This window comes from Algoriphagus ratkowskyi (genome assembly GCF_002150505.1).
GTDB classification, from domain to species: Bacteria; Bacteroidota; Bacteroidia; order Cytophagales; family Cyclobacteriaceae; genus Algoriphagus; species Algoriphagus ratkowskyi.
Genome location: NZ_MSSV01000009.1, coordinates 195,503 through 217,645, shown reverse-complemented (window position 1 = coordinate 217,645; position 22,143 = coordinate 195,503). Strand labels below are relative to the sequence as shown.

Here is a 22,143-nt window from a genome sequence, read left to right as displayed (position 1 = left end):
ATGAAGCACGTATTATTCATGCTGCTTATGGCCGTTTGTGCCAGCACAACAATTGCCCAGACTATCGACTCAACTGCTGTAAGTAGGCTCGATCCTAAAATTAAGCAATCATTAAATATAGCTGATCAGGCTACTTATCAATTAGCCTTGCGATTTAATGATATCGCCGTTGCGAAGAATTCACTTTATAACTTGATCGTTAGAAATCCTGAGGACTTACGATATGTTGAGATGCTGGGCTCAGTTTATTATGAGGCTGGGCAGGCGATGTCGGCTGCATTAGTTTCCATGGAAGTATTAAAAGTAAATGACAAGAGCATTGCCTCTTTGGAAATTGCAGCCAATTCCCTTGAACAAGTTGGAGCATTGGAGAAAGCTCTTCCATATTTTGAAACACTTTATTTGATAAGTGGAGATAATTTTAGCCTTTACAAATCAGGGTTTATTCAGTATAGTTTAAAAAAATATCCTGAGGCGTTAAACTCAATGAATATGCTGGTGAAAAATGCCAAGCCTGATGAGAAAGTAGGTTTTCCTAAGTCACAGGTGGAGACACAAGAGGTTAGTATGAAAGCCGCTGCATTGAACTTAAAGGGAATGATCTATTTGGACCAAGGTTCTAAAACTGAGGCTAAGGCTGCTTTCCAAGAGGCTATTTCTCTTGATCCTGAATTTGATCTTGCCAAAGAAAACCTAGCAAAAACAAATTGATCTATTCAATTTCTGATACTGAAACCGGCATTAATGTCGGTTTTTTTTTGGTATTTCACAGAGAAAATTAGCCTTCTGTTAAGAGCAAAATTTACAGAACAATATGGAGAGGATTGTCCTTAAGCAAATGCCAAATACTTGACGAAGTAGGAATTATTTCTAATAGCTAAAAAAAGAAATAAGCTATACTAGCGATTAGTTAAGAGCTGCCGAAGCTTAAGGAAATGATCTTTGTGGAGTTTTTCACTAATTATTTTTTCTCTTTACTTCTTGTGTTATAAGTTGGCTGTATGGACAGATTACACTTTGTACGAGCGCAAGACAGCCCAAAAAGCAAATTGATAAGGTTGAAGCTTTCAGGGTTTTCCATAAAATTTAGATGTTTAATCTCAGATGCAAATACTTTGATATAGGGGCTGAGTGATTAAATAGGTCCTTAAAAAATCGATAATGAGTAAAAAAATGGGTGACCCATCTGGATCACCCATTGATATTATTTATCAAAAATTATCTAATTGCAATTTGATCTGGGTTCCCATCTGGATCTCCGATTGCATTACCGCCGTTGCCAGGGTTGCCCCATATTAATAGTCCACACACATGCGGTGAGGCCATGGAGGTTCCACTATAACTTGCGTATCCACCAGGAACAGTAGATAGTATACCTACACCTGGTGCTGCAAAATCAATTGGCGGATTGCCATAGTTAGAGAAAGAAGCAAATTTATCAGAGCTGTCTATGGCAGAAATTGTATAAATGTTTGCATGATTTGCTCGAGCAGGAGAATGATTATTTGCATTATCAGATTCGTTTCCTGCTGCTAGGGCTACTTTCACTCCGCTTGCAGCTAATGAAACCACAGCAGCATCAAGAGCATCTGAAATAGGACCGCCCAAACTCATATTTGCTACATCACCAGATGTTGCATTTGCTTTCACAAAATCTACTCCGGCAATTACACCTGAATAAGAGCCTGAACCTCTCGAGTCCAACACTTTCACAGGTATAACTGTAACACCTGCTGCTACACCGATGACTCCTACAGAATTGTCTTTCGCTCCCACGGTACCAGCTACGTGTGTTCCGTGACCATTCCCGTCAGAATCTAAACTAGCATCTTTTCCCTTGGTAAAAGCATTAAATCCTAAGCTAGTACTTACGTTCAGATCTTCGTGGGAAGAGTCAATTCCTGAATCGATGATATATGCTTTTTTCGATCCAGTGTATGTTGCTCCGCCGTGTACTCTTTCGATGCCATAAGGAATCTGTTGACTTGCAGTACTTCCTCCTCCTCCACTTCCCGGGCCTTTGCCTGGAGGTGGTCCTAATGCAATCACTCGATCTGCTTCAATTGCTTTAATGGAAGGGTCTTTTGAGATTGCTTGATATTGCTCTTCGGTTAAAGAAACCGCAAATCCCTCTATACTACTACCATATACAAAACCGAGATTCTCTTGGTCAATTCTGTATTTGGATAATAATTCAGATCCTGTTTTTCTCATGGTTGCCTGAACGGCATCGTATGACAAATCTTTTCTGAAATTTATACCTGTTGGCATTAAAGTGACAATGTACTTTCCAGGAATTATGTCTCCGGATTGGAATTTGACGAACTCAATAGAATCTCCTGTAATAGGTGATTCGGTATTTTGCTGACAGGAGAATGCAACAGCTCCTATGATGATTCCTGCGAATAAAGCAGGCTTTCTCCAAAGTGGTTTTTGCTTAAACATAAGGATTGGGGTTTATAAAATGGATTACATTAACGTTAAACTAGAATACTTACGGTATTTAGGTTTTTTAATGTCTTAAAAAAGTTTCGTTAATCCAACTCCTTAACCTTTATGCTTATACAAAAAAAAATAGTCCCAAAAAACTAGTTGTTTTTTGGGACTATTTAGTAATGGTGAAATGCGAATTATTTGATGATTGAATTTTCTATCATCTTTCCTGTTCGTATTTTATCTTCAAGGGTAGTGACAATTACTTCTCGTTCGAATTTGGCAAATCTACCAGAAGAAGGTACTCCAGTGATTCGCTCTATAGCAGTTCGGAGCATGATCTCATTTACATCCCCTAATGCTTTTAGCCTTTCTGTATTTTCTTTAACAGTAACATTTGGTTTGAAGCCAGTACTATAATCTGATTCGTCAAGGCTATTGAAACTCTGGGTCACGATAGGAAGTAATCCATAAGGGTTGTTCGGATTTTCTTCATCTTCTATAGCAATTGAACCTACATTTTTACCGTATGTGACATCACCAATTAGAAATACATCCATATAAGGTTTAAGGCCATTTATGATTAATTCAGAAGCAGAAGCAGTTCCAGAAGAAGTAAGAACGTAAAGGCGATTCCCAGCCAATGTATTGCCAAGGTTTTCTGCTTTGTTTAGAAATGCTGTTTTGACGCTGCTCAAACTAGGGATATTCTCCATTAGAAATGTGTTATATCTTGTCTTTGAGAATATGTTTGAACTTGTTACTCCTGGACCAATCAAACTAGCAAGATTTACTGCCGAACTTACATATCCACCGCCATTATATCTCAGATCCAATACTAAGTTATTGATGTTTGCAGCTTTCATTTTGGCAAACACGGCATCCATTTCTTTATCGTATTTTGTATTATCTCCAGTTACACCTGGTGCAAAGAAATTATATACTATATAGCCGATTTTTTGATCATTGACTGTATAAACTGTATCAAGGAAATTTGGATCCTCGGAAAATTCAACTGGAGTAATAGAGATATCCGGTCTCGCTATGTATCCTCTTGCTTCGTCATCGTAGCGTAAATTTGAAATAGTATGGGTTTTAGTGGTTTGCCCAAGAAGGTTCCGGTAGTTTTCAATTGTTAAGGGTGTCCCGTTTATAGAAAGTATCCTATCGCCACGTTTTAGATCTAGGCCTGCAGCGGGACTGTTTTTCTTAACATAAAGTATCTCCGCATATATATCGTTGGTATCAGTGATTCGATACAATTGAAACTCATAACCAGGATCTAGCGAAATTCCCTGGAGTGAATTAATCAATACTTGATAATCAGGGTAAATCACCGAAAAGCGATCTGTAGGCTTAAATAATAATGAATTGAAATAATCTGATGGATCAGAAGTCGCTGCTACTGGTGTTTGTAGATTCAGTCTCCAGTAATAAACCTCATCCATCACGTCGTAAATCCATGCGTTAATGTTCTCCTCTAGGGTAGCATCGGGCTCTACGATAGGTTCTACTTCCTCTTTACAGCTCCAAAGTAATCCGCTAAAGATAACTAATAGGAGAAATTTTGGTAGGTGATTAACTTTCATAGTTAGAATGTCTGGAAAATTACAAACGTAGCATTTGCAATTCTGTTTAATTAAGATTTGATATTAGAACGTAGAACCATAAGAAACGTCGTGTGTTTGACTATCCTGCAATTCTCCATTTTCACATTTAAGGACTCGATAAGGGTACTTACGAAGTAAATCATAATTATGGGTTGCCATGAGTATGGCAGTACCCTTTTTATTTATTTCTTGGAAAAGTTTGAAGATACCATCTGCCACATCTGGATCGAGATTTCCAGTAGGTTCATCCGCTAGCAATATCGAAGGCTCGTTGAGTAAAGCTCTTGCAATAACTACGCGCTGCTGCTCACCGCCAGATAGTTGATGTGGCATTTTGCTTGATGCATTATTCAGTCCTACCAAAAGGAGCACTTCAGCCATTCTATCGTTGATTTTAGCTTTATCTTTCCAGCCAGTTGCTCTCATCACAAAGGCAAGATTTTCAGCAACTGATCTGTCGTTGAAAAGCTGGAAATCCTGAAAAATAATTCCAATTTTTCTTCTCAAAAAAGGAATTTCTTTAATCTTAATATTTTCTAATCCAAATCCAGCGACTTCAGCAGTTCCACTTTTCAGCTCTAAATCGGCATAAAGTGTTTTCAACAAGGAACTTTTTCCACTGCCAGTTCTACCGATTAGAAACACAAATTCATGTTGCTCCACGGAGAAGTTTACATTGGTTAGGATAGGATCTATACCTTGAAAGATCGTCGCTTGGTTTACCTGAAGTACAGGCTGAGTACTGAAATCCATTCTTATAGTTCTAATTTTTGCAATTTCCCAAATGGGAGGCCCAGGATTAACGCTTCAAGCTCCTCTTCCTTTCCTTCCAGACCAAATTTCTCCATTTTTTTTAATGGCCTATCTGCTCTGAAATAAGCTACTAATACAAAGTTTTCATCTCTGATCTGAATGTAATCAGGGATTTTCGCTTTGCCTTTTACTTTTATTATATACATAAGAAGAAGTAAAAAAGACCGGCAATAGCCGGTCCTTCATTAATTATTTTCCAGCTGCTTTGGCATGATCTGCCAAAAATGTTGCCAAACCTGAATCCGTAAGTGGATGGTTTATCAAGCCAGTGATTACTTTTAATGGACAAGTGACTACGTCAGCTCCAACTTCAGCACATTTTAATAAGTGCATTGTGTGCCTTACTGATGCTGCGAGAACTTCTGTTTCGAAGCCATAGTTGCCATAGATATGTACGATCTGGGCGATAAGATCCATTCCATCATATGCGATATCATCTAATCTGCCGATGAAAGGAGATACATAATTAGCTCCGGCTTTTGCTGCTATCAGCGCTTGACCAGCAGAGAAAATCAAAGTACAGTTGGTACGGATACCTTCGTTGCTGAAATATTTAAGTGCTTTAATGCCGTCTTTTACCATCGGAATTTTCACCACGATTTTGTCATCAATCTTAGCAAGTTCTTTGCCTTCTCTGATCATGCCTTCGAAATCCGTAGAGATTACTTCAGCACTTACTTTATCATCTACGATATCACAGATCGCTTTGTAGTGAGCTCTTACTTTCTCATCTCCACTGATGCCTTCTTTGGCCATCAAGGAAGGGTTGGTAGTTACGCCATCTAATACTCCTAGTTCATAAGCTTCGCGAATGTCATCTAGGTTTGCTGTGTCAATAAAGAATTTCATGTTTGAATTGTTTAATAGGGATTGAAATCGCTCGTCTCAGGCTTTGTTTCTCAGGTTTTAAAATTGAAAACAAGAAAAAAGCCATTCAATAGGATAATTCCAAATGGATTTTATTGTAAGAAACAAAGTTAGAAGATTAATCAAGATTTGGAACCTGATTGGGTATGCCAGAGAAAAAATAGGGCAAAAAAGAAGCGGCATCGCACCGCTCAACTACTTACCCTTGCTTCCTTCCGGACCTGGGGGATTCAGCAGGAGCTGGTCGTGCCGCCGCGACAAAAGTAAGGAGAAAATTAATGTTTACAATATTCTCGTACTGAATTGCAGCTTTTCAGGCTTTCTGTGCTGACTATGAGGAGTATTAATTTTAAATCTCAAATTTAAGATTTGAAATTATGTGGCTTTTGCCATGTGCATCTGGAATTCAAGGACATTGCATTGCATGAATTCATCCGCAGCAAGGTCATCAAAAATATCTTCGTCGAATTCTATTTCGGTCTTTTCTATCTTTCCATCAGGATGAACAATCAGTTCTACACCTTTGAAAGTATCTGTATTCACTTGTACGAGAACTTGATAATCGTCAAAAACTCGCTTGAAATATTGTGGAAATGATTTAGCCATTGTTATTAATTTTTTTTGACAAAATTACTCATTCGGGCCGATAGGATAGTAGTTTGAGTAAAATATCATCACATCTGAAGGATTACTTTGAGTAACCTTGATTCTCTGAAAGACATAGAAAGCTTGTGTCAAAAAGTCTTTTTCGTTTATAGGTTTCACAGGACTAATAGCATGATTTTCCACCTTGAAAAGAGTTCCGTATGGCCCGATTATTTCATATCCATTCGCTTTATTTTTCCTTTTGACTTTGTAAACTTCTCCGTCTACAAATTCAAAACGGGCATTACCCCAGAAATAACTTCCTCTTCCTCTGGCGATTTGCAGGTTGGTTTTAGGCTCCATAATTCTAGCATTCTTTATTTCATTGTTGTCATGGTTAAAAAACAAATGAAATTTTCTTCCTTCAAAATCAAGGTCTGCGTATCGATACCCTTTGTCAATTTGCATCTGAGCCATAGCACCCGAATCAGATTCAAAGCTAACTTGGTACATAGGGGCTTTCCATTCTGCGGAAGATTGAGCAGTAATAATTCCAATACTAGAAAAAATTAATACAAGAGCGAGTAGATTATTTTTCATGCTGTACTAGGCTTAGTTGCTTGATGTCAACGGAATAAAGGATTTATAGTTTTATTTTTATCGTCTATGAGAGTGCTTGATCCATGGTTTTTTTACCGAAAAGTATAATTTTTTGATAAAAAAAATGGGTTGATGCTTTGTCCTTAATATTCCCTTTATAAATTTGCCCTCACTCTTATGAAAACAATCGCAAACAAATATTGGTGGTGGCACTCTTACTCTTTCCAAAAGGAAGTTTAGAAAGCCCCTGCATTTAATTTTGCGCTATACATAGTATAAAAGGCTTACTGGATCTCCGGTAAGCCTTTTTTCATGATAAAAAACAAGCACGAATGACTCAAGTTAAATTTCCAATACTGACTACTTATCAAAAGCGATTGGCAGATACGATCACGCCGGTAAGTATCTATTTGCAGATCCGAGATCGATTCGCAAATCCTATTCTGCTGGAAAGTTCTGATTACCATGGACATGAAAACAGTTATTCTTATATCTGTTTTAATCCATTAGCAACGTTTACCTTCAATGCAGGCAAGGTCGTGGAAAGTCTTCCTTCTGGCAAAAAGGAAAGCTATGAAGTGAGTTCGCATCAGAACTTGATGCAGAGTCTGCGTGCATTCGGTGATAAGTTTGATGTAGCTCAGGATAAATTCAAGTTCAGCTCGAATGGGCTCTTTGGATACATTCAATACGACACGGTAGCCTATTTTGAAGATATTACACTTCAGAACACCAACCCAACTGATGTGCCGATGATGCAGTATTCGGTCTATCAGAATGTAATCGTCGTAGATCACTACAAAAATGAACTGCACTTGCTTGAGCATAGAGTCGCAGGAGCAGAAAATGTAGAAATGATGGAGGAGATCGAGCGTCTCCTGAATAATAAAAATATCCCAAGTTACTCCTTCCAGCGTGTAGGTGAGGAAGAATCAAACTATACGGATGAGGAGTTTTTGAAAATTTTGAACCAGGGGCGGGAACATTGCTTCAAAGGAGATGTATTTCAAATTGTGCTTTCTCGTCGATTCAGCACAGCTTTCAAAGGCGATGAATTTAATGTCTACCGAGCGCTTCGATCGGTAAATCCATCCCCTTATTTATTCTATTTCGATTATGGTTCCTTCAAGGTTTTTGGAAGTTCTCCTGAAGCGCAGATTGTAGTTAAGGATAAAAAAGCTACGATCTACCCCATAGCAGGCACTTTCCGCAGAACAGGCAATGACCAAGATGATGCGGTATTGGCTCGTCAGCTTTACGATGATCCTAAAGAGAATTCGGAACATGTAATGCTGGTGGACTTGGCAAGGAATGATTTGAGTAGGTCTTCAGAAAAAGTATCTGTGGATGTATTTAAGGAGATTCAATACTATTCTCACGTCATTCATTTGGTTTCCAAAGTGACTGGAGAATTACCAGAAGGCACGAACCCTCTTCAATTAGTAGCAGATACATTTCCGGCAGGAACACTTTCTGGCGCTCCAAAATACAGAGCAATGCAGCTGATAGATGAGTTGGAAAATGTATCCCGAACGTTTTATGGAGGAGCTATTGGTTATTTAGGATTCAATGGAGATTTCAATCATGCAATTTTGATTAGATCATTTGTCTCTGAAAACAATCAACTTCGATTTCAAGCAGGTGCAGGAGTAGTTGCCAAATCGACTATTCCTTCTGAATTGCAGGAAGTTGCTAATAAGTTGGAAGCGCTGAGAGTGGCGTTGCGCGCAGCTGAGAGTATTTAATCTTCCAATTTTTCAATCTTCCAATCTTTCAATAAATTAAAATGAAAATACTCGTCCTTGATAATTACGATTCCTTCACCTACAACCTGGTTTACATAATAAGGCAGTTGGGCTATGGCGCGCAGATGGATGTATTCCGAAATGATAAGATTTCTTTGGAAGACGTAGCTCAATACGATAAAATAATTCTTTCGCCTGGTCCGGGAGTTCCAAAAGACGCAGGGATAATGCCTGAACTTTTGAAGAAATATGCGGCGACCAAATCTATATTAGGCGTCTGCTTAGGTCACCAGGCAATCGGAGAAGCCTTTGGAGGAGAGCTGATCAATTTGTCCGAAGTACTTCATGGCGTGGCCTCTATAGTAAAAGTAGAAGATGATTTGCTTTTCAAAAACGTTCCCGATACTTTTAGTATTGGTAGATATCACTCCTGGGTTGTCGATGAAAACACCCTTTCACCAGACTTGGAAGTGATCGCACGTACGCCTGATAATCAAATTATGGCCATTAGGCATAAGAGTTATGATGTCAGAGGAATGCAATTTCACCCCGAGAGCATTCTTACAGAAAACGGAGTTCAGATTCTCAAAAACTGGATGGAGAATTAAGAAACAGAACCACCCAACCCCCATCATATTATGAAAGATATTTTAAATCACCTCATCGCACATCGAACCCTCACTAAAGAGGATGCGAAAGAGGTTTTAAAAAACATTACCGCCGGAAATTACAATACAAGTCAGATTGCTGCATTTATGACGGTGTATCTAATGCGTAGCATTACTGTGGAGGAATTGTCTGGCTTCCGCGAAGCCATGCTAGAGCGATGTATTCCGGTGGAAATCGACGAGTATGACGCTATGGATCTATGCGGTACAGGCGGAGACGGCAAAGACACCTTTAATATCTCTACACTTTCCTCCTTTATAGTTGCTGGAGCCGGACAAAATGTCGCCAAGCATGGAAATACTGGTGTTTCATCCATCTGTGGGTCTTCTAATTTGCTCGCCTACTTTGGCTACGAGTTCACAAGTGATCTAGATAAAATCCGTCAAAGTTTGGATGAGGTTGGAATATGTTTCTTGCATGCACCACTTTTTCACCCGGCTATGAAGCATGTCGGCCCGATCAGAAAAGACTTAGGTGTGAAAACCTTCTTCAATATGCTAGGTCCGATGGTAAACCCTAGTTTTCCTAGGAAGCAATTGGTAGGCGTATTTAGCTTGGAATTAGCTCGTTTATATGGATATCTCTATCAGGATATGGAAGGTAGATTCTCTATTCTCCATGCCTTGGATGGCTATGATGAGATTTCACTTACAGGTGACTTTAAGATGATTTCTAATTCCGGGGAAAAAGTCTTTTCTCCTGAAAATATTGGCTTGTCTAAGTTAACCGCAGCATCTATACAGGGTGGAGAGACCATTCAGGAATCTGCGAAAATATTTGAAAATATCCTAAAAGGGAAAGGTACCAAAAGCCAAAATTCGGTGGTAATCGCCAACTCGGCTGCCGCATTGGTCACCGCTCGAGAAGGACTTTCTTTTGTAGATGCAGTGGCTGTGGCGGAAGAATCCCTACTAAACCAAAAAGCACTTCAGGTATTTAACGGACTGGTCAAGCCTAAAACAACAGTCTCTTTAGCTTAAAAAATCATGAACATTTTAGATAAAATTATTGCTCAAAAGCACATCGAAGTAGCTGAAAGAAGCAGTTTGGTGCCAGTAAAACTTTTGGAGAAAAGTGCTTATTTCGAAGGGAAAGTGGTCTCCATGAAAAAGTACGTGTGTGATCCGGAAAAGTCAGGGATCATCTCGGAATTCAAAAGAAAGTCACCTTCCAAAGGCTTGATCAATGGTTCTGCTGCAGTAGAAGCTGTAAGTATCGGATATATGCAGGCTGGAGCTTCTGCCTTATCGATTTTGACCGACACGGATTTCTTTGGCGGAAGCAATGCAGATCTGATGGGAGCTCGAAAGTTCAACTTTTGCCCAATCCTTCGCAAGGACTTTGTGGTGGATGAATACCAGATCTTAGAAGCAAAATCTATAGGTGCTGACTGTGTTCTTTTAATTGCTGCGGCTTTAGAGCCAGCTAGATTGAAGGAGTTGGCGGCTTTCGCAAAAAGCCTTGGCCTGGAAGTGCTGATGGAGGTGCACGATGGCCAAGAGTTGGAAAGAAGCTTATGTGCAGATTTGGATTTAGTTGGGGTGAACAATCGAAACCTGAAGACTTTCGAGGTATCGTTACAAACGTCTCTAGACTTAGTAGATAAGATTCCGTCTGACTTTGTGAAGATTTCTGAATCTGGAATTTCTGATCCTGTTACTTTAATCACCTTGAAAAAAGCTGGTTTCGATGGGTTCCTAATCGGTGAGAACTTTATGAAATCAAGCCGTCCAGAACAAGCCGCTTATACTTTCATCAAAGAGTATAAGAAGATCTTGACAGAGGAAGCAGAAGTAAGCTTCTAATGAAATCGATGCTGCCTGAGGACGACAGCAGTGAGGATACGTATCACGAAATGATATGTATTGACGTTAGACATAGGCTTTTTGGCCTATAAAAAATCAAATAATAAACACATGAAATTCAAAGTCTGCGGAATGCGGGAAGCGGAAAATATCCACAACCTGATCCAAGAAGTTAAGCCTGATTGGATGGGCTTGATATTCTATTCGAAGTCCCCAAGGTATGTATCCGATGATTTTGCAGCGTCAATTCAAGTAGTAGAAGTGCCCAAAGTTGGAGTATTTGTAAATGAGTCCGTTGACTTTGTCCTAGATAAAATCGATGAATTTAAGCTTTCCACAATTCAACTTCATGGAAATGAGAGCCCGGAGTATGTGCGGGAGTTGAAGTTGAAAACTGGCAAGAAACTTTGGAAAGTTATTTCAGTAGGAGAAAGCATCGATTGGGAAACATTGAGAGACTATGTGGGGTTGGTAGAATACTTTCTATTTGATACTGCAACCGTCGAGCACGGGGGCTCTGGGAAAAGATTCAATTGGGATGTGCTGGAAGGCTATCCCTTTGAAGTTGGATTTTTACTGAGTGGAGGATTGGATGAGGAAAGTATGGAGGAGATTATGGATTTGGCACATCGATTACCGCGACTCGTGGGAGTGGATTTGAATTCCAAATTTGAAGATGCCCCTGGATTGAAGAATATAAAAAAACTGAAAAGTTTTAAGAATGGGTTACTTGGGATTGACAAACATCCAGCAACCAATAACTAACTACAAGAAATGATCAAAGTAGATGAAAAGGGTTTTTACGGCAAGTTTGGCGGAGCTTACATCCCCGAAATGCTGCACCCAAATATCGAAGAACTGAAAGAAAACTACGAGGCAATCATGGCTTCACACGAGTTTCAGGACGAATTCAGAGGTTTGCTGAAAGACTATGTAGGCAGACCTACGCCGCTGTATTTTGCTTCCCGACTTTCTGAAAAGCACGGTGCCAAAATCTACCTCAAGCGCGAAGATCTTTGTCATACCGGAGCTCATAAGGTGAACAATACAATTGGTCAGATTATTTTGGCTAAGAAGCTTGGCAAAAAGCGGATTATTGCTGAGACTGGCGCTGGTCAGCATGGCGTGGCTACGGCTACAGTTTGCGCACTGATGGGCATGGAATGCACTGTTTACATGGGTGAAATCGACATCGCTCGTCAGCATCCCAATGTGGAACGCATGAAAATCTTGGGAGCCAAAGTAGTTCCTGCGATTTCAGGCTCAAAAACGCTTAAAGATGCAACCAATGAAGCCATGCGTGCCTGGATCAATGATCCAGTTGGCACACATTATATTATCGGTTCTGTAGTAGGGCCACATCCATATCCAGAAATGGTAGCGAGATTTCAGTCTGTGATTTCCGAGGAAATGAAATGGCAGTTGAAGGAGAAAGAAGGAAGAGAAAATCCGGATATCGTGATCGCCTGCGTGGGTGGAGGATCAAATGCTGCTGGGGCTTTTTACCATTATTACAATACACCTGAAGTACGATTAGTAGCTGCTGAAGCTGCTGGATTGGGAGTTAATTCAGGTAAGTCCGCTGCAACAACGGCTTTGGGTACTCCAGGGATATTGCATGGATCGAAGACGATATTGATGCAGACAGAAGATGGACAAGTGGTAGAGCCACATTCGATTTCAGCAGGTTTAGACTACCCAGGAATTGGGCCAGTTCATGCGCATTTGTTTGATGTGGGAAGAGGTGAGTTCGTAGCTGTAGAAGATAAAGATGCAATGGCTGCAGGCTTTGAACTCAGCAAGCTTGAAGGAATTATCCCTGCCATAGAATCTGCTCACGCACTTTATGCATTGAATTTGATCGAATATTCCAAGGATGATGTGATTGTTATCAATCTTTCCGGAAGAGGAGACAAGGATCTGGAAACCTACATTAAATGGGGAAATTACTGAGTTGTAAGTATCAAGTAAGAAATAGAATTTGAGAATTTCGATTTACGATACACAAGATCAAATTGATTCTCGACTATAATTTTAGAATTCATTCTTTTCCTGAAAAAATAATGAATGAAGAATCTCTAATATTAAATGATGAAGTCTCAAACTTTCCAACCAAACAACTCTCTAACCTTTCAACCTAATCTTCCAATTTTTCAATCTTTCAATTTTCCAATCAAATCAAGATGAACCGAATACATACCTTATTCAATAGCAAAAAGAGCCGTGTGCTCTCGATCTACTTTACGGCAGGTTTTCCTGCGCTAGAGGACACACTTCCGATTATGGAGGCGATTCAGGCAGGAGGAGCAGATATTATAGAGATTGGCGTCCCATATTCTGATCCTATCGCAGATGGTCCTACGATTCAGGATAGTAATATGATTGCTTTGGAAAATGGGATAAGTTTGAAAAAGTTATTTGAACAACTCAAAGGATTTCGCTCCAAAATTCACATTCCCGTGGTGATGATGGGCTATTTGAATCCTATCATGCAGTATGGTATGGAAGCATTTTGCAAGAAATGCCAAGAAGTAGGAGTTGATGGATTGATACTTCCAGATCTGCCAATGCAGCAATATTTAGATGATTACAAGGCATTGTTCGAGCAGTATGGCTTGGTGAACACCTTCTTGATCTCACCTCAAACTACCGAAAAGCGGATCAAAGAAATTGATGAAAACACCAGTGGATTCATCTACATGGTTTCATCTCATGGAGTCACAGGCGCGAAATCAGGAATTACAGAAGAGCAAGTCTCCTATTTCGAAAGAGTACAGGCATTGAATTTGAAAAACCCAAGACTGATAGGTTTTGGAATTTCAGATGCTGAAACGTTCTCCAAAGCTTCCGAAAATAGCAATGGAGCAATCATCGGCTCTGCATTCATCAAAACCGTAAAAAGCTCAAAAAGCTTAAATGAAGACATTCAGACATATATTCAATCAGTCATTATTGAAAAATTGTAAGATTTGAAAATTCGAAAATTTTCTATACTCAATCTTAACCTATTCCAATAAACTTAACTCTACAGAAGGCCTCGTAAATCGTACTTCGCAAATCACAAATAAATATGATCATCCAACTTCAACCCGATATTTCCGACAGCCAAAAAGACAAATTGATCCTTGAGGTCAATGGAGTAGGCTATAAAACCACTGAAGTAAAAACCCAATTGGGTTCTTATCTAATTGGTATCGGTAAAAAGGAATTCGATATCCGTAAAATCGGCAACATGGACGGAATTATTGACATTCACATTGTCTCTGACGAATACAAATTGGTTTCCAAAAAGTGGAAAGCCAAGCCAACTTCCGTGGATTTAGGCGATGGAATTTTCATCAAAGAAGGAGAAATGGCTGTGATCACCGGGCCTTGCTCCATTGAGACAGAAGAGCAAATCCGTGCTGTGGTAGCTCACTGCGTAGAAAATGACATTAAAATGATGCGTGGTGGCGTGTTCAAACCTAGGTCAAGCCCTTACGCATTCCGTGGTTTGGGGCTGGAGGGCTTAAAGCTATGGCATAAAATCGCGAGCGAAGCAGGAATCAAGATTGTCACCGAAGTGATGCAAACTTCCCAGATAGAAGAAATGTATCCTTACGTGGATGTGTATCAAGTGGGAGCGAGAAACTCTCAGAACTTTAATTTGCTGGACGAGCTTGGTAAAGTAGACAAGGCAGTAATGATCAAGCGCGGTATTTCTGGTACGATCGAAGAACTTTTGCAGTCTGCAGAGTATGTGTTCTCGGGAGGAAATGAAAAATTGATTCTCTGCGAAAGAGGCATACGTACCTACGAGCGTGCATCTAGAAACACCTTAGATTTGAATGCTATTCCGATCTTGAAAGCGAAATCCCACCTACCTGTGATTGTTGATCCTTCACATGGAATTGGAATCAGAGCTTACGTTCCTCAGATGGCTTTGGCAGGAGTGATGTCAGGAGCCGACGGGATTATCTACGAATCGCATGAAGTGCCGGAGAAAGCCTATTCCGACGGACAGCAGACACTGGATTTTGCACAAAGTGCAAGACTTGCAGGCTGGATCAGAGAGAGCTTTGCGATGCGAAAAGGATTTGATTTATTATAATGAAAAAATTAGAGCCAGTGGAGACGCTGGCTTTTTTTATGCATAGTATTTATCTGCAGCTGGCGCAGAGTTTTTGCAATGATCGCAATCGATTGAGATATCAATTTTCCAAATAAGGCTATAGCTTAAAAAAGCTAAACCCAGTTCGAAAAGCTGGAATAGATACCATATCCAGTAAATAGAAACTTTGAAAGTGACATAATCACCAAAAAATAATCCTCAGTAGATAGCCCAATACGTAAGTTGAAATTCTTTCTGGGAGTAAAAAGTTTGTTAGTTTATTTTAATCAAGCGTTTCTTCCTCAGCTATAGTTGCTGCCGCTTCTTGTATCTGCATTAGCTCCATCTGCAATGGAGCGATGTTCCAATAGCCGTGAGCTTTTACGATTTTTCCATCTACAAACTGGGAAGTGATATGCACCGTCATTTCGAAAGTTTTATTATTGGCCGCAATAGTTCCTTTCCATAAGCCCCAGTAATTGACCCACGTTTCGCCTTCGTCCGTCATTACCATCTCTAATTCTTCCTCATCTCGGTCAAAAGAATAGGTTGATAGAGGTTCAATACTCAGCTTTTGTCCAGCGATAATTTCTTGGATAGAGGAAGGGTAATCTTCCGTGACATTAAAGAAAATCACTGCTCCATCTGCATAATGAGCTGCGTATTCATTCCATTCTCCAGCTACATAATTTCCAATAATGGATTTGAAAATATCTATCTCGGGAGATTGCTGGGTATACCTTGTTTCGGTAGTACAACCAAATGACGAAAGGATCAAAGCAAAGAAAAGAAGCCTCTTCATAGTTTTATGGTTTTAATGGTAAGAATGTTCAATTGACTTAATTCTATATAAGTTGGATTTCTACAAGCATCTATAAAAATGGATTGGTATGAACGTGGCTTAAAACTTTCCTATCTGCCCAAAATATTTTCCTATTGCTATTTTTAAACACAATAATCTGGTTTTCAAACAGATCAAAATGTTACATTTAGAAATGAAGAAGTTTTTTTTACTGAGCTTTATTCTCATTTCTACCTCTGGATTTGCGCAGATTGAATTAAGAAATGGATTTTTTCAATACAAAGAAGTCTTTGTAGATACTGATGATTTTCAGTCTGACTACCTCGAAAAGCTAGAAAAAGCTGTCTATGAAATACCAAAAGATTCTCCCCTCAGATTACAGGTCCTCAATGACATTGGCTATTATTATCATACTCGAAATTTAAATGTAGCGCTGGATTATATAGAATTGGGTTTGGAAGAAGCTAGAAAGAAAAAGGATTTCTATTGGGAGGGTCGATTAATGGTGTCGCAAGGTGCCATATTACTGCGGATGGAGGAATTGCAACTGGCAGAGTATGTGCTCAGAGAAGCGATTCTGAAAATACCTGAGAGTGAAGCTTGGTTACTTTACACAAATTTAAGCTATGTATATGAGCGAAAGGGACTGCTAGGAGAAGCATTTGTTTATGCCTCCAAAACACTGGAGATAGGAGAAAAGTATGGGGACAATAAAGCGATCGCTATGGCCTATTCAGATATGAGCAACCTTTTTTGGAAGCAAGGCAAATTTGATGCTGCCTTAAATTATGGATTAAAATCTCTTGAGCTATTTGAAAAAAGAGGCCTCAAAGATCTGGATTATGATTTCACACTTCATCTAGTGGGGCAATTTCTTGTAGATCTGGAACGGCCAAAGCAGGCACTACAGTATTTCCAACATTCAGCTCAATTGGGGGAGCGCTATGGTTTTTATAATAATCTTAGTGACACCTTCATAGCTTTGGCCAATTTACAAACAAAAATGGGTGATTATGCGGAGGCTCAGCTATCTGGCTTAGAAGCTCTTCGCTATGCAGAATTGCTCAATAATGAGTTTATGATCATGCGTTCCTATATGGCCTTAGGGAAGGTGAATAATGACTCAGGGGATTATTTGCAGGCTGCTAATTTTTTAGAAACAAGTATTGATGCGGTTGGAGAAAATTTTGGCGATAAGTTTTACTTAAGCCTTGTCTATGAAGAGTTGAGCAAATCCTATGAAGGTTACGGCGAATTTCAAATGGCTCTTGTCGCTTCTAGAAAATCTGACGAACTCCGCAAGGAAGTTTTTACCGGCGAAGCCGAAAAGCAGATCGCCTTACTTCAGACTGAAATGGACGTGACACAGAAGGAAAATACAATCAAATTACAAGAAGCCAAGTTGGATAGTCAGCGGATTCTACAGATCTTCTACCGGACACTTGCAGGGGTGTTGATCATCATTCTATTTCTACTCTACCGAGTTTTCCTTCGAAAGAAAAAATACAGTACACTTTTAGAAAAAAAGAATGAAGAGAAAGAGTTTCTACTGAAAGAAATCCATCATCGTGTCAAAAATAATCTGGAGACGATATCCAGCTTACTTACCCTTCAGATTGCCAAAATCGAAGAGCCCAAATTAAGACAGATCATGGAGGAAACTTACACTAGAGTTCAAAGTATGGGAATGATTCACCTTAGTTTGTACAAAGAAGGCAACCTGAAAGACGTGAAGATGAAAGAGTTTTTTAAGGGTTTGGGGAGATTCATTTTAGATACTTTTGATGCTTCGGGTCGAATCAAGTTTTCTGTAGAAATGAATTCTCTGGAATTGGACGTGGAAGCAGCAATTCCTATTGGTTTAATTGTCAATGAATTGATCTCTAATTCGCTTAAATACGCTTTTCCTAATCAGCAAACTGGCCAGATTTGCGTCAGCTTAGTTGAAAAAGGAGGAAGCCTTTTCTTGAAAGTATCTGACGACGGTATAGGTATCGTGGAAAATTATCCTGTGCAGGGAACTGGATTTGGAAGGGAGTTGATAAGCCTGCTAACAAGGCAGCTGGATGGGAAAATGACCTTAGTTAACGAATCAGGGACTGAGTTTAACTTTGAATTTGTACTTAACAAAGCAGCATGAGCCCAACTAGAATTTTGATCGTCGAAGATGATATGATTATCGCCGCAAATATCAGTTTGCAACTGAGTAAACTTGGTTATGAAGTCACCGGGATAGAAACCAAAGGGGAGGAGGCTATCCATCATGCTTTGGAGTCCAAGCCGGACATTATTCTGATGGATATACATCTAAAAGGAAAAACTACCGGAATAGATGCCGCACATGAAATACATAGATTTCTAGATATTCCTTTGATTTTTCTTACTGCAAACGAGGATGATGCCACCTTCGAAAAAGCAAAGGAGACTCATCCTTTTGCATTTATTTCCAAGCCTTTTACGAAACAGAATTTAGAAAGAACAATTGCCTTGGTAAGGGAAAGAATAAAAGAAACTTCAGCAACTATTTCCTTCATGGAACAAGGGAGTGACGTTTATGACGACAGAATTTTCATCCGCAACCATAATAAGTTGATCAAAGTAATGCTGGATGATATTCTGTGGGTAGAGGCCGAACGCAATTATTGTAAAATCATCACAGCACAACAGTCTTATATGATCGTAAGTCCGCTCAATAAGTTTTGTGATAAAATAGATCCTAAGCGATTTGTACGAATTCACCGTTCTTTTATGGTCAACTTTTCCAAACTCGATGCTGTCACCGATTCTAGTGTAGAGCTGAAAGGAAAGCTCATTCCTATTGGGAAGCAATACAAGGAGGATTTGTTAAGACTGGTGAATAAGGTTTAGTAGAGGGTAAAAATTTTAAGGAATCAATACTAAAATAGCTTAGTTTTTTTATGTCACTAGGTTTCTCACCCTTTAAACTCGATTTAGCTAACCTAGGTCAATTAAACCCTAAAACTGCCAAACACTTCTTTGTAGTAATTTCTAAAACAGTAACTCTCAAGTATCATCCTCCTGCGGCTTCAAACTTGTCCGATAAAGGTAAAGTGCATCTAAATATTCATTGTACATTCTGGTTCTATCAAATTAAAAATCAATGCTAATAGTAACGTTAATTACTACTAGCATTAATTAAAAAATGTAATCACCCTTAAAAAAAATGTAGTCTAAATTGTCAGTGGCTTTAATTAAAAAAAACTACTGCTGTCTTTTCGATTTATGATATTGGATTGAGCAAAAGCATAATAATACTTTGGAATTTGAAAGCTTATATATTTGTAAAGATTATATAGATCGTTTTGAAAACGTTTTGTCAATGAATTAAATTATAGTTGAAATCAAAAACTATTTTGGACGAAGTAGAATCTATAGTGTCCGAACATGGCTTAAATTTTTCCCAAGGATGTTTCCAGAAAAATAAATTTAGCATCGGGGGAGGAGGTTTGTAGAGGAAAGATAGGTTTCAAACCTGTCCTTCTGAATCTGTCAAATCATTAACAAAATCCTAAACTCACTTGCAATCCCTTCCTTACTCTCCACCTTCAACTCTCCTCCATGCGCTTTCACGATATCATAAGAAAGAGATAGGCCCAAGCCTGTTCCTTTCCCAGTAGGCTTGGTAGTAAAGAAGGGTTGGAAGATTTTGCCTTTGATAGTGTCGGGGATGCCAGATCCATTGTCTTTGACTGCTATTTGAACTCTATCGCCTAGGTTTTTGGTAGAGATGGTAACGAGTGGTCTATAACCCTCCATGGGTTCACTTGCCGTACTCTGACTTCGCTCAGCACAGGCATAAAAAGCATTATTAATAAGATTCATTAAGACCCTTCCGATATCTTGAGGGATGATCTCAACTTCAGGAAGGTTAGAATCGAGGTTTAATTCAAAATTTACATTGAAGGACTTATCCTTTGCTCGTAGCCCATGGTAACACAGTCTTAAATATGATTCGGCCAAAGCATTGAGGTCTGTGGCTACTTTTTCGCCAATTGTGCTGCGGCTGTGCTCCAACATGCCTTTTACAATATCGCCGGCGCGCTTACCGTGGTGGTTGATTTTGGAAAGGTTTTCTTTCAGATCACTCAAGATTTCAGAAACTAATTCCTCATCTCTTGCTCCTTGGTTTTTAGCTCTTTCTTCTTCCACTTCCTCGATCAGTTCTCTACTGACCTCAGAGAAGTTATTCACGAAGTTCAGCGGATTCTGAATCTCATGAGCAATTCCTGAGGCAAGTTCACCCATAGAAGCCATCTTTTCAGATTGGATCAGTTGTGATTGAGTTGACTTCAGTTGATCATAAGCGGATTCGATGTTTTCCCTCTGAGCATGAATTTCTTCCTTTTGTCTCTGAAGCAGCTTATTTGCTTTTTGTTTACCCAAATTGTTTCTATACAGTGAAATACTGATTACAAGAAACATAAACAAACCACATAAAGTAGCAAATATGAGTATCCTTTGATTAAATACTGCTGCATTTTTTAATTCGGTATCTTTTTGTAGAAGTGCTATTTCTGCTTCTTTTTTATTCAATTCAAATTCATATTGAAGCTGTTCAATCATTCGTGCTGTACTGGTTTTTGCAATTTCCTCCTTCACATACTTTGCATTGACCTCATTTTCGTAGGCGGCCATAAAGTCTCCAACAAGTGCTCTGGTCTCAGCCAAATTTAAATACACATCCACCAATTCATCTTTTGCATCAATTTCTTTTGCCAGTAATTTTGCTCTTTCAAAAGAAATAATAGCGTCATTAAAATTGCCTCGTTTTTTTTGAGTCTTTGCCAATCCAATGAGAACTTGGGTCAGTTCAAATTTGGCATCCAATCTCTCTGATATTGCTAAAGCGCGCCTGTGAAAATCATATGCCTTTTGAAAATTGCCCAATGTGGAGTTAATTTCTCCTAATTGTGTGAGGGGAAATGTAGCATCAATAGTTTCATCACAGAGATCTAAAGCCATTTCATGAAAGTAGATGGCGGAATCATAATTCAATTTTAAAAAATATACTTCCCCTATATTCATTGCCGCAGTGGCGATTCCTAGTTCCTGTTGTATGCTTTGGAACACCTCCAAGGATTTCTTGAAGAAAGACAAAGCATCATTTATGGTGCTTCTGTTTTTAAGGTAAACCGTTCCGATGTTATTAAATGAAGTCCCTATTCTTAATTTGTTGTCAAGTTCTTCTGAAATCTTAAGGGATTCAAAATGTAGCTCCAAAGCTTTAGTGCTATTCCCCAACATATAATAAATGGAGCCTAGATTACTTAGGATATTGGCTTCTCCTGTTCTATCATTAATCTCATGGAAATACTTTAATGCTTCTTGAAAATTCACAATGGATTCCAAGAAATCACCTTGTTGGGCGATTGCCCTCCCTTTGGCATTATAAGCATCTGCCAAGCCTTTTTTGTAGTGTATTTTATTTCCTAATCGAATAGCTTCATCAAAGTAACTGATTGCTCGATTTATGTCTGAACTAAAAAGTTCTAGCCCCAAGTCTAAATAATGTATAACTTTTACGCTGTCATTATTTGTCTTTTCAGTAATGTAAAATAAACTATCCGCTTTGGTAGATTGGGCGTAGCTTTCACTTCCAAGTGGAATAGATAATGATACTAAAAAAAGTAGTTGTATATAAGTCGTCATATAGCTAAGAATATACTGATTTTTTTCTCAATCAGACTGAGAGTATTCTAAACTCATCCAACCTGTAATTAGTAAATTCTGATTATCCGCTACTTTGCCAGTAGCCTAATTTGCTTTGCTTAGCCAGGCGACAGCAGACCGATGACAAATTTGGCCTAAGTGTAAGCGAAAATCAAACCCAATACAGCTTAGGTATCACCACTTGCAGAAAAGCGGATATTCGTAAATTAAATTCAACGATTAAAGTATATCAATTCCTTTTGTTCAAATTTAGCCAAACGATATTGATAATTTTTTATTTAAAGTTCTGATTTTAAGTCCTTTCAAATAGTCTATTCCATGTCTTTAACTTGTGCATTAGCATTTTTTTGCAGCAGCAATCTCCATATTTCAAGATTTAGAAGTTAAAAAAACCAATTTTATCAAGTTGTCAAATTGAGCTAAAAACAAACAA

The 22,143-nt window shown here is 38.9% G+C and carries 20 protein-coding genes and 1 other RNA gene; 11 read left to right on the top strand and 10 right to left on the bottom strand.

The features are described 5' to 3' along the window. Entirely contained in the window at positions 1-711 is a 711-nt protein-coding gene (locus BVH02_RS12095) for a tetratricopeptide repeat protein (protein WP_086501709.1), read from the top strand. Positions 712-1,218: 507 nt separating this feature from the next. On the opposite strand, the gene BVH02_RS12090 is transcribed toward BVH02_RS12095, so the two are convergent. From BVH02_RS12090 to BVH02_RS12055, 8 genes are all read right to left on the bottom strand, one after another. Next, the gene (locus tag BVH02_RS12090; RefSeq protein ID WP_086501708.1) at positions 1,219-2,445 is read right to left on the bottom strand and encodes a S8 family peptidase; all 1,227 of its coding nucleotides are present in this window, start codon (positions 2,443-2,445) and stop codon (positions 1,219-1,221) included. Between the two features lie 185 nt (positions 2,446-2,630). After that, positions 2,631-4,022 carry a S41 family peptidase gene (locus BVH02_RS12085; protein WP_086501707.1) on the bottom strand — a complete coding sequence of 464 codons (1,392 nt, stop codon included), beginning with the start codon at positions 4,020-4,022 and terminating at the stop codon, positions 2,631-2,633. Positions 4,023-4,085: 63 nt separating this feature from the next. Next, complete coding sequence (locus BVH02_RS12080) at positions 4,086-4,796, bottom strand: cell division ATP-binding protein FtsE (RefSeq protein WP_086501706.1); 711 nt, start codon at positions 4,794-4,796, stop codon at positions 4,086-4,088. A 2-nt stretch (positions 4,797-4,798) separates the two neighbouring features. Further along, positions 4,799-5,002: a fructose-6-phosphate aldolase gene (locus BVH02_RS12075; protein ID WP_086501705.1), complete on the bottom strand. Its 204-nt coding sequence runs from the start codon at positions 5,000-5,002 to the stop codon at positions 4,799-4,801. Between the two features lie 43 nt (positions 5,003-5,045). Further along, complete coding sequence (gene fsa, locus BVH02_RS12070; RefSeq protein WP_086501704.1) at positions 5,046-5,705, bottom strand: fructose-6-phosphate aldolase; 660 nt, start codon at positions 5,703-5,705, stop codon at positions 5,046-5,048. A gap of 188 nt (positions 5,706-5,893) precedes the next feature. After that, an RNA gene (gene ffs / locus BVH02_RS12065) (signal recognition particle sRNA small type) lies at positions 5,894-5,979 on the bottom strand. Between the two features lie 119 nt (positions 5,980-6,098). Beyond that, the gene (locus tag BVH02_RS12060; protein WP_086501703.1) at positions 6,099-6,329 is read right to left on the bottom strand and encodes a hypothetical protein; all 231 of its coding nucleotides are present in this window, start codon (positions 6,327-6,329) and stop codon (positions 6,099-6,101) included. 24 nt (positions 6,330-6,353) lie between these two features. Then, positions 6,354-6,908 (bottom strand): hypothetical protein, encoded by a 555-nt coding sequence (locus tag BVH02_RS12055; protein WP_086501702.1) that lies wholly within the window; start codon positions 6,906-6,908, stop codon positions 6,354-6,356. Positions 6,909-7,240: 332 nt separating this feature from the next. Between BVH02_RS12055 and BVH02_RS12050 the strand changes: the two genes are divergently transcribed. The 8 genes from BVH02_RS12050 (at position 7,241) to BVH02_RS12015 (ending at position 15,217) form a co-directional block, all read left to right on the top strand. Then, complete coding sequence (locus BVH02_RS12050) at positions 7,241-8,653, top strand: anthranilate synthase component I family protein (RefSeq protein ID WP_086501701.1); 1,413 nt, start codon at positions 7,241-7,243, stop codon at positions 8,651-8,653. Between the two features lie 41 nt (positions 8,654-8,694). After that, the gene (locus BVH02_RS12045; protein ID WP_086501700.1) at positions 8,695-9,261 is read left to right on the top strand and encodes an anthranilate synthase component II; all 567 of its coding nucleotides are present in this window, start codon (positions 8,695-8,697) and stop codon (positions 9,259-9,261) included. A gap of 30 nt (positions 9,262-9,291) precedes the next feature. Next, complete coding sequence (trpD, locus tag BVH02_RS12040; RefSeq protein ID WP_086501699.1) at positions 9,292-10,302, top strand: anthranilate phosphoribosyltransferase; 1,011 nt, start codon at positions 9,292-9,294, stop codon at positions 10,300-10,302. 6 nt (positions 10,303-10,308) lie between these two features. Further along, complete coding sequence (gene trpC, locus BVH02_RS12035; protein ID WP_086501698.1) at positions 10,309-11,127, top strand: indole-3-glycerol phosphate synthase TrpC; 819 nt, start codon at positions 10,309-10,311, stop codon at positions 11,125-11,127. 111 nt (positions 11,128-11,238) lie between these two features. After that, entirely contained in the window at positions 11,239-11,892 is a 654-nt protein-coding gene (locus tag BVH02_RS12030) for a phosphoribosylanthranilate isomerase (protein ID WP_086501697.1), read from the top strand. Positions 11,893-11,901: 9 nt separating this feature from the next. Beyond that, positions 11,902-13,080 (top strand): tryptophan synthase subunit beta, encoded by a 1,179-nt coding sequence (trpB, locus tag BVH02_RS12025; protein ID WP_086501696.1) that lies wholly within the window; start codon positions 11,902-11,904, stop codon positions 13,078-13,080. A gap of 230 nt (positions 13,081-13,310) precedes the next feature. Further along, a complete protein-coding gene (gene trpA, locus BVH02_RS12020; protein WP_086501695.1) occupies positions 13,311-14,093 on the top strand; it encodes a tryptophan synthase subunit alpha in 783 nt (260 codons plus the stop codon). A 104-nt stretch (positions 14,094-14,197) separates the two neighbouring features. Further along, a complete protein-coding gene (locus BVH02_RS12015; RefSeq protein ID WP_086501694.1) occupies positions 14,198-15,217 on the top strand; it encodes a bifunctional 3-deoxy-7-phosphoheptulonate synthase/chorismate mutase in 1,020 nt (339 codons plus the stop codon). A 283-nt stretch (positions 15,218-15,500) separates the two neighbouring features. Here the strand turns inward: BVH02_RS12015 and BVH02_RS12010 are convergent, their stop codons facing one another. Then, positions 15,501-16,019: a nuclear transport factor 2-like protein gene (locus tag BVH02_RS12010; RefSeq protein ID WP_086501693.1), complete on the bottom strand. Its 519-nt coding sequence runs from the start codon at positions 16,017-16,019 to the stop codon at positions 15,501-15,503. Between the two features lie 193 nt (positions 16,020-16,212). Between BVH02_RS12010 and BVH02_RS12005 the strand changes: the two genes are divergently transcribed. Both BVH02_RS12005 and BVH02_RS12000 read left to right on the top strand, forming a co-directional pair. Then, positions 16,213-18,159 carry a tetratricopeptide repeat protein gene (locus BVH02_RS12005; protein WP_086501777.1) on the top strand — a complete coding sequence of 649 codons (1,947 nt, stop codon included), beginning with the start codon at positions 16,213-16,215 and terminating at the stop codon, positions 18,157-18,159. Then, complete coding sequence (locus BVH02_RS12000) at positions 18,156-18,887, top strand: LytR/AlgR family response regulator transcription factor (RefSeq protein ID WP_086501692.1); 732 nt, start codon at positions 18,156-18,158, stop codon at positions 18,885-18,887. The genes BVH02_RS12005 and BVH02_RS12000 overlap by 4 nt, the downstream gene beginning before the upstream one ends. 642 nt (positions 18,888-19,529) lie before the next feature. Here BVH02_RS12000 and BVH02_RS11990 read toward each other — a convergent pair. Continuing rightward, positions 19,530-21,689: a tetratricopeptide repeat-containing sensor histidine kinase gene (locus BVH02_RS11990; RefSeq protein WP_086501690.1), complete on the bottom strand. Its 2,160-nt coding sequence runs from the start codon at positions 21,687-21,689 to the stop codon at positions 19,530-19,532. Positions 21,690-22,143 lie beyond the last annotated feature (454 nt).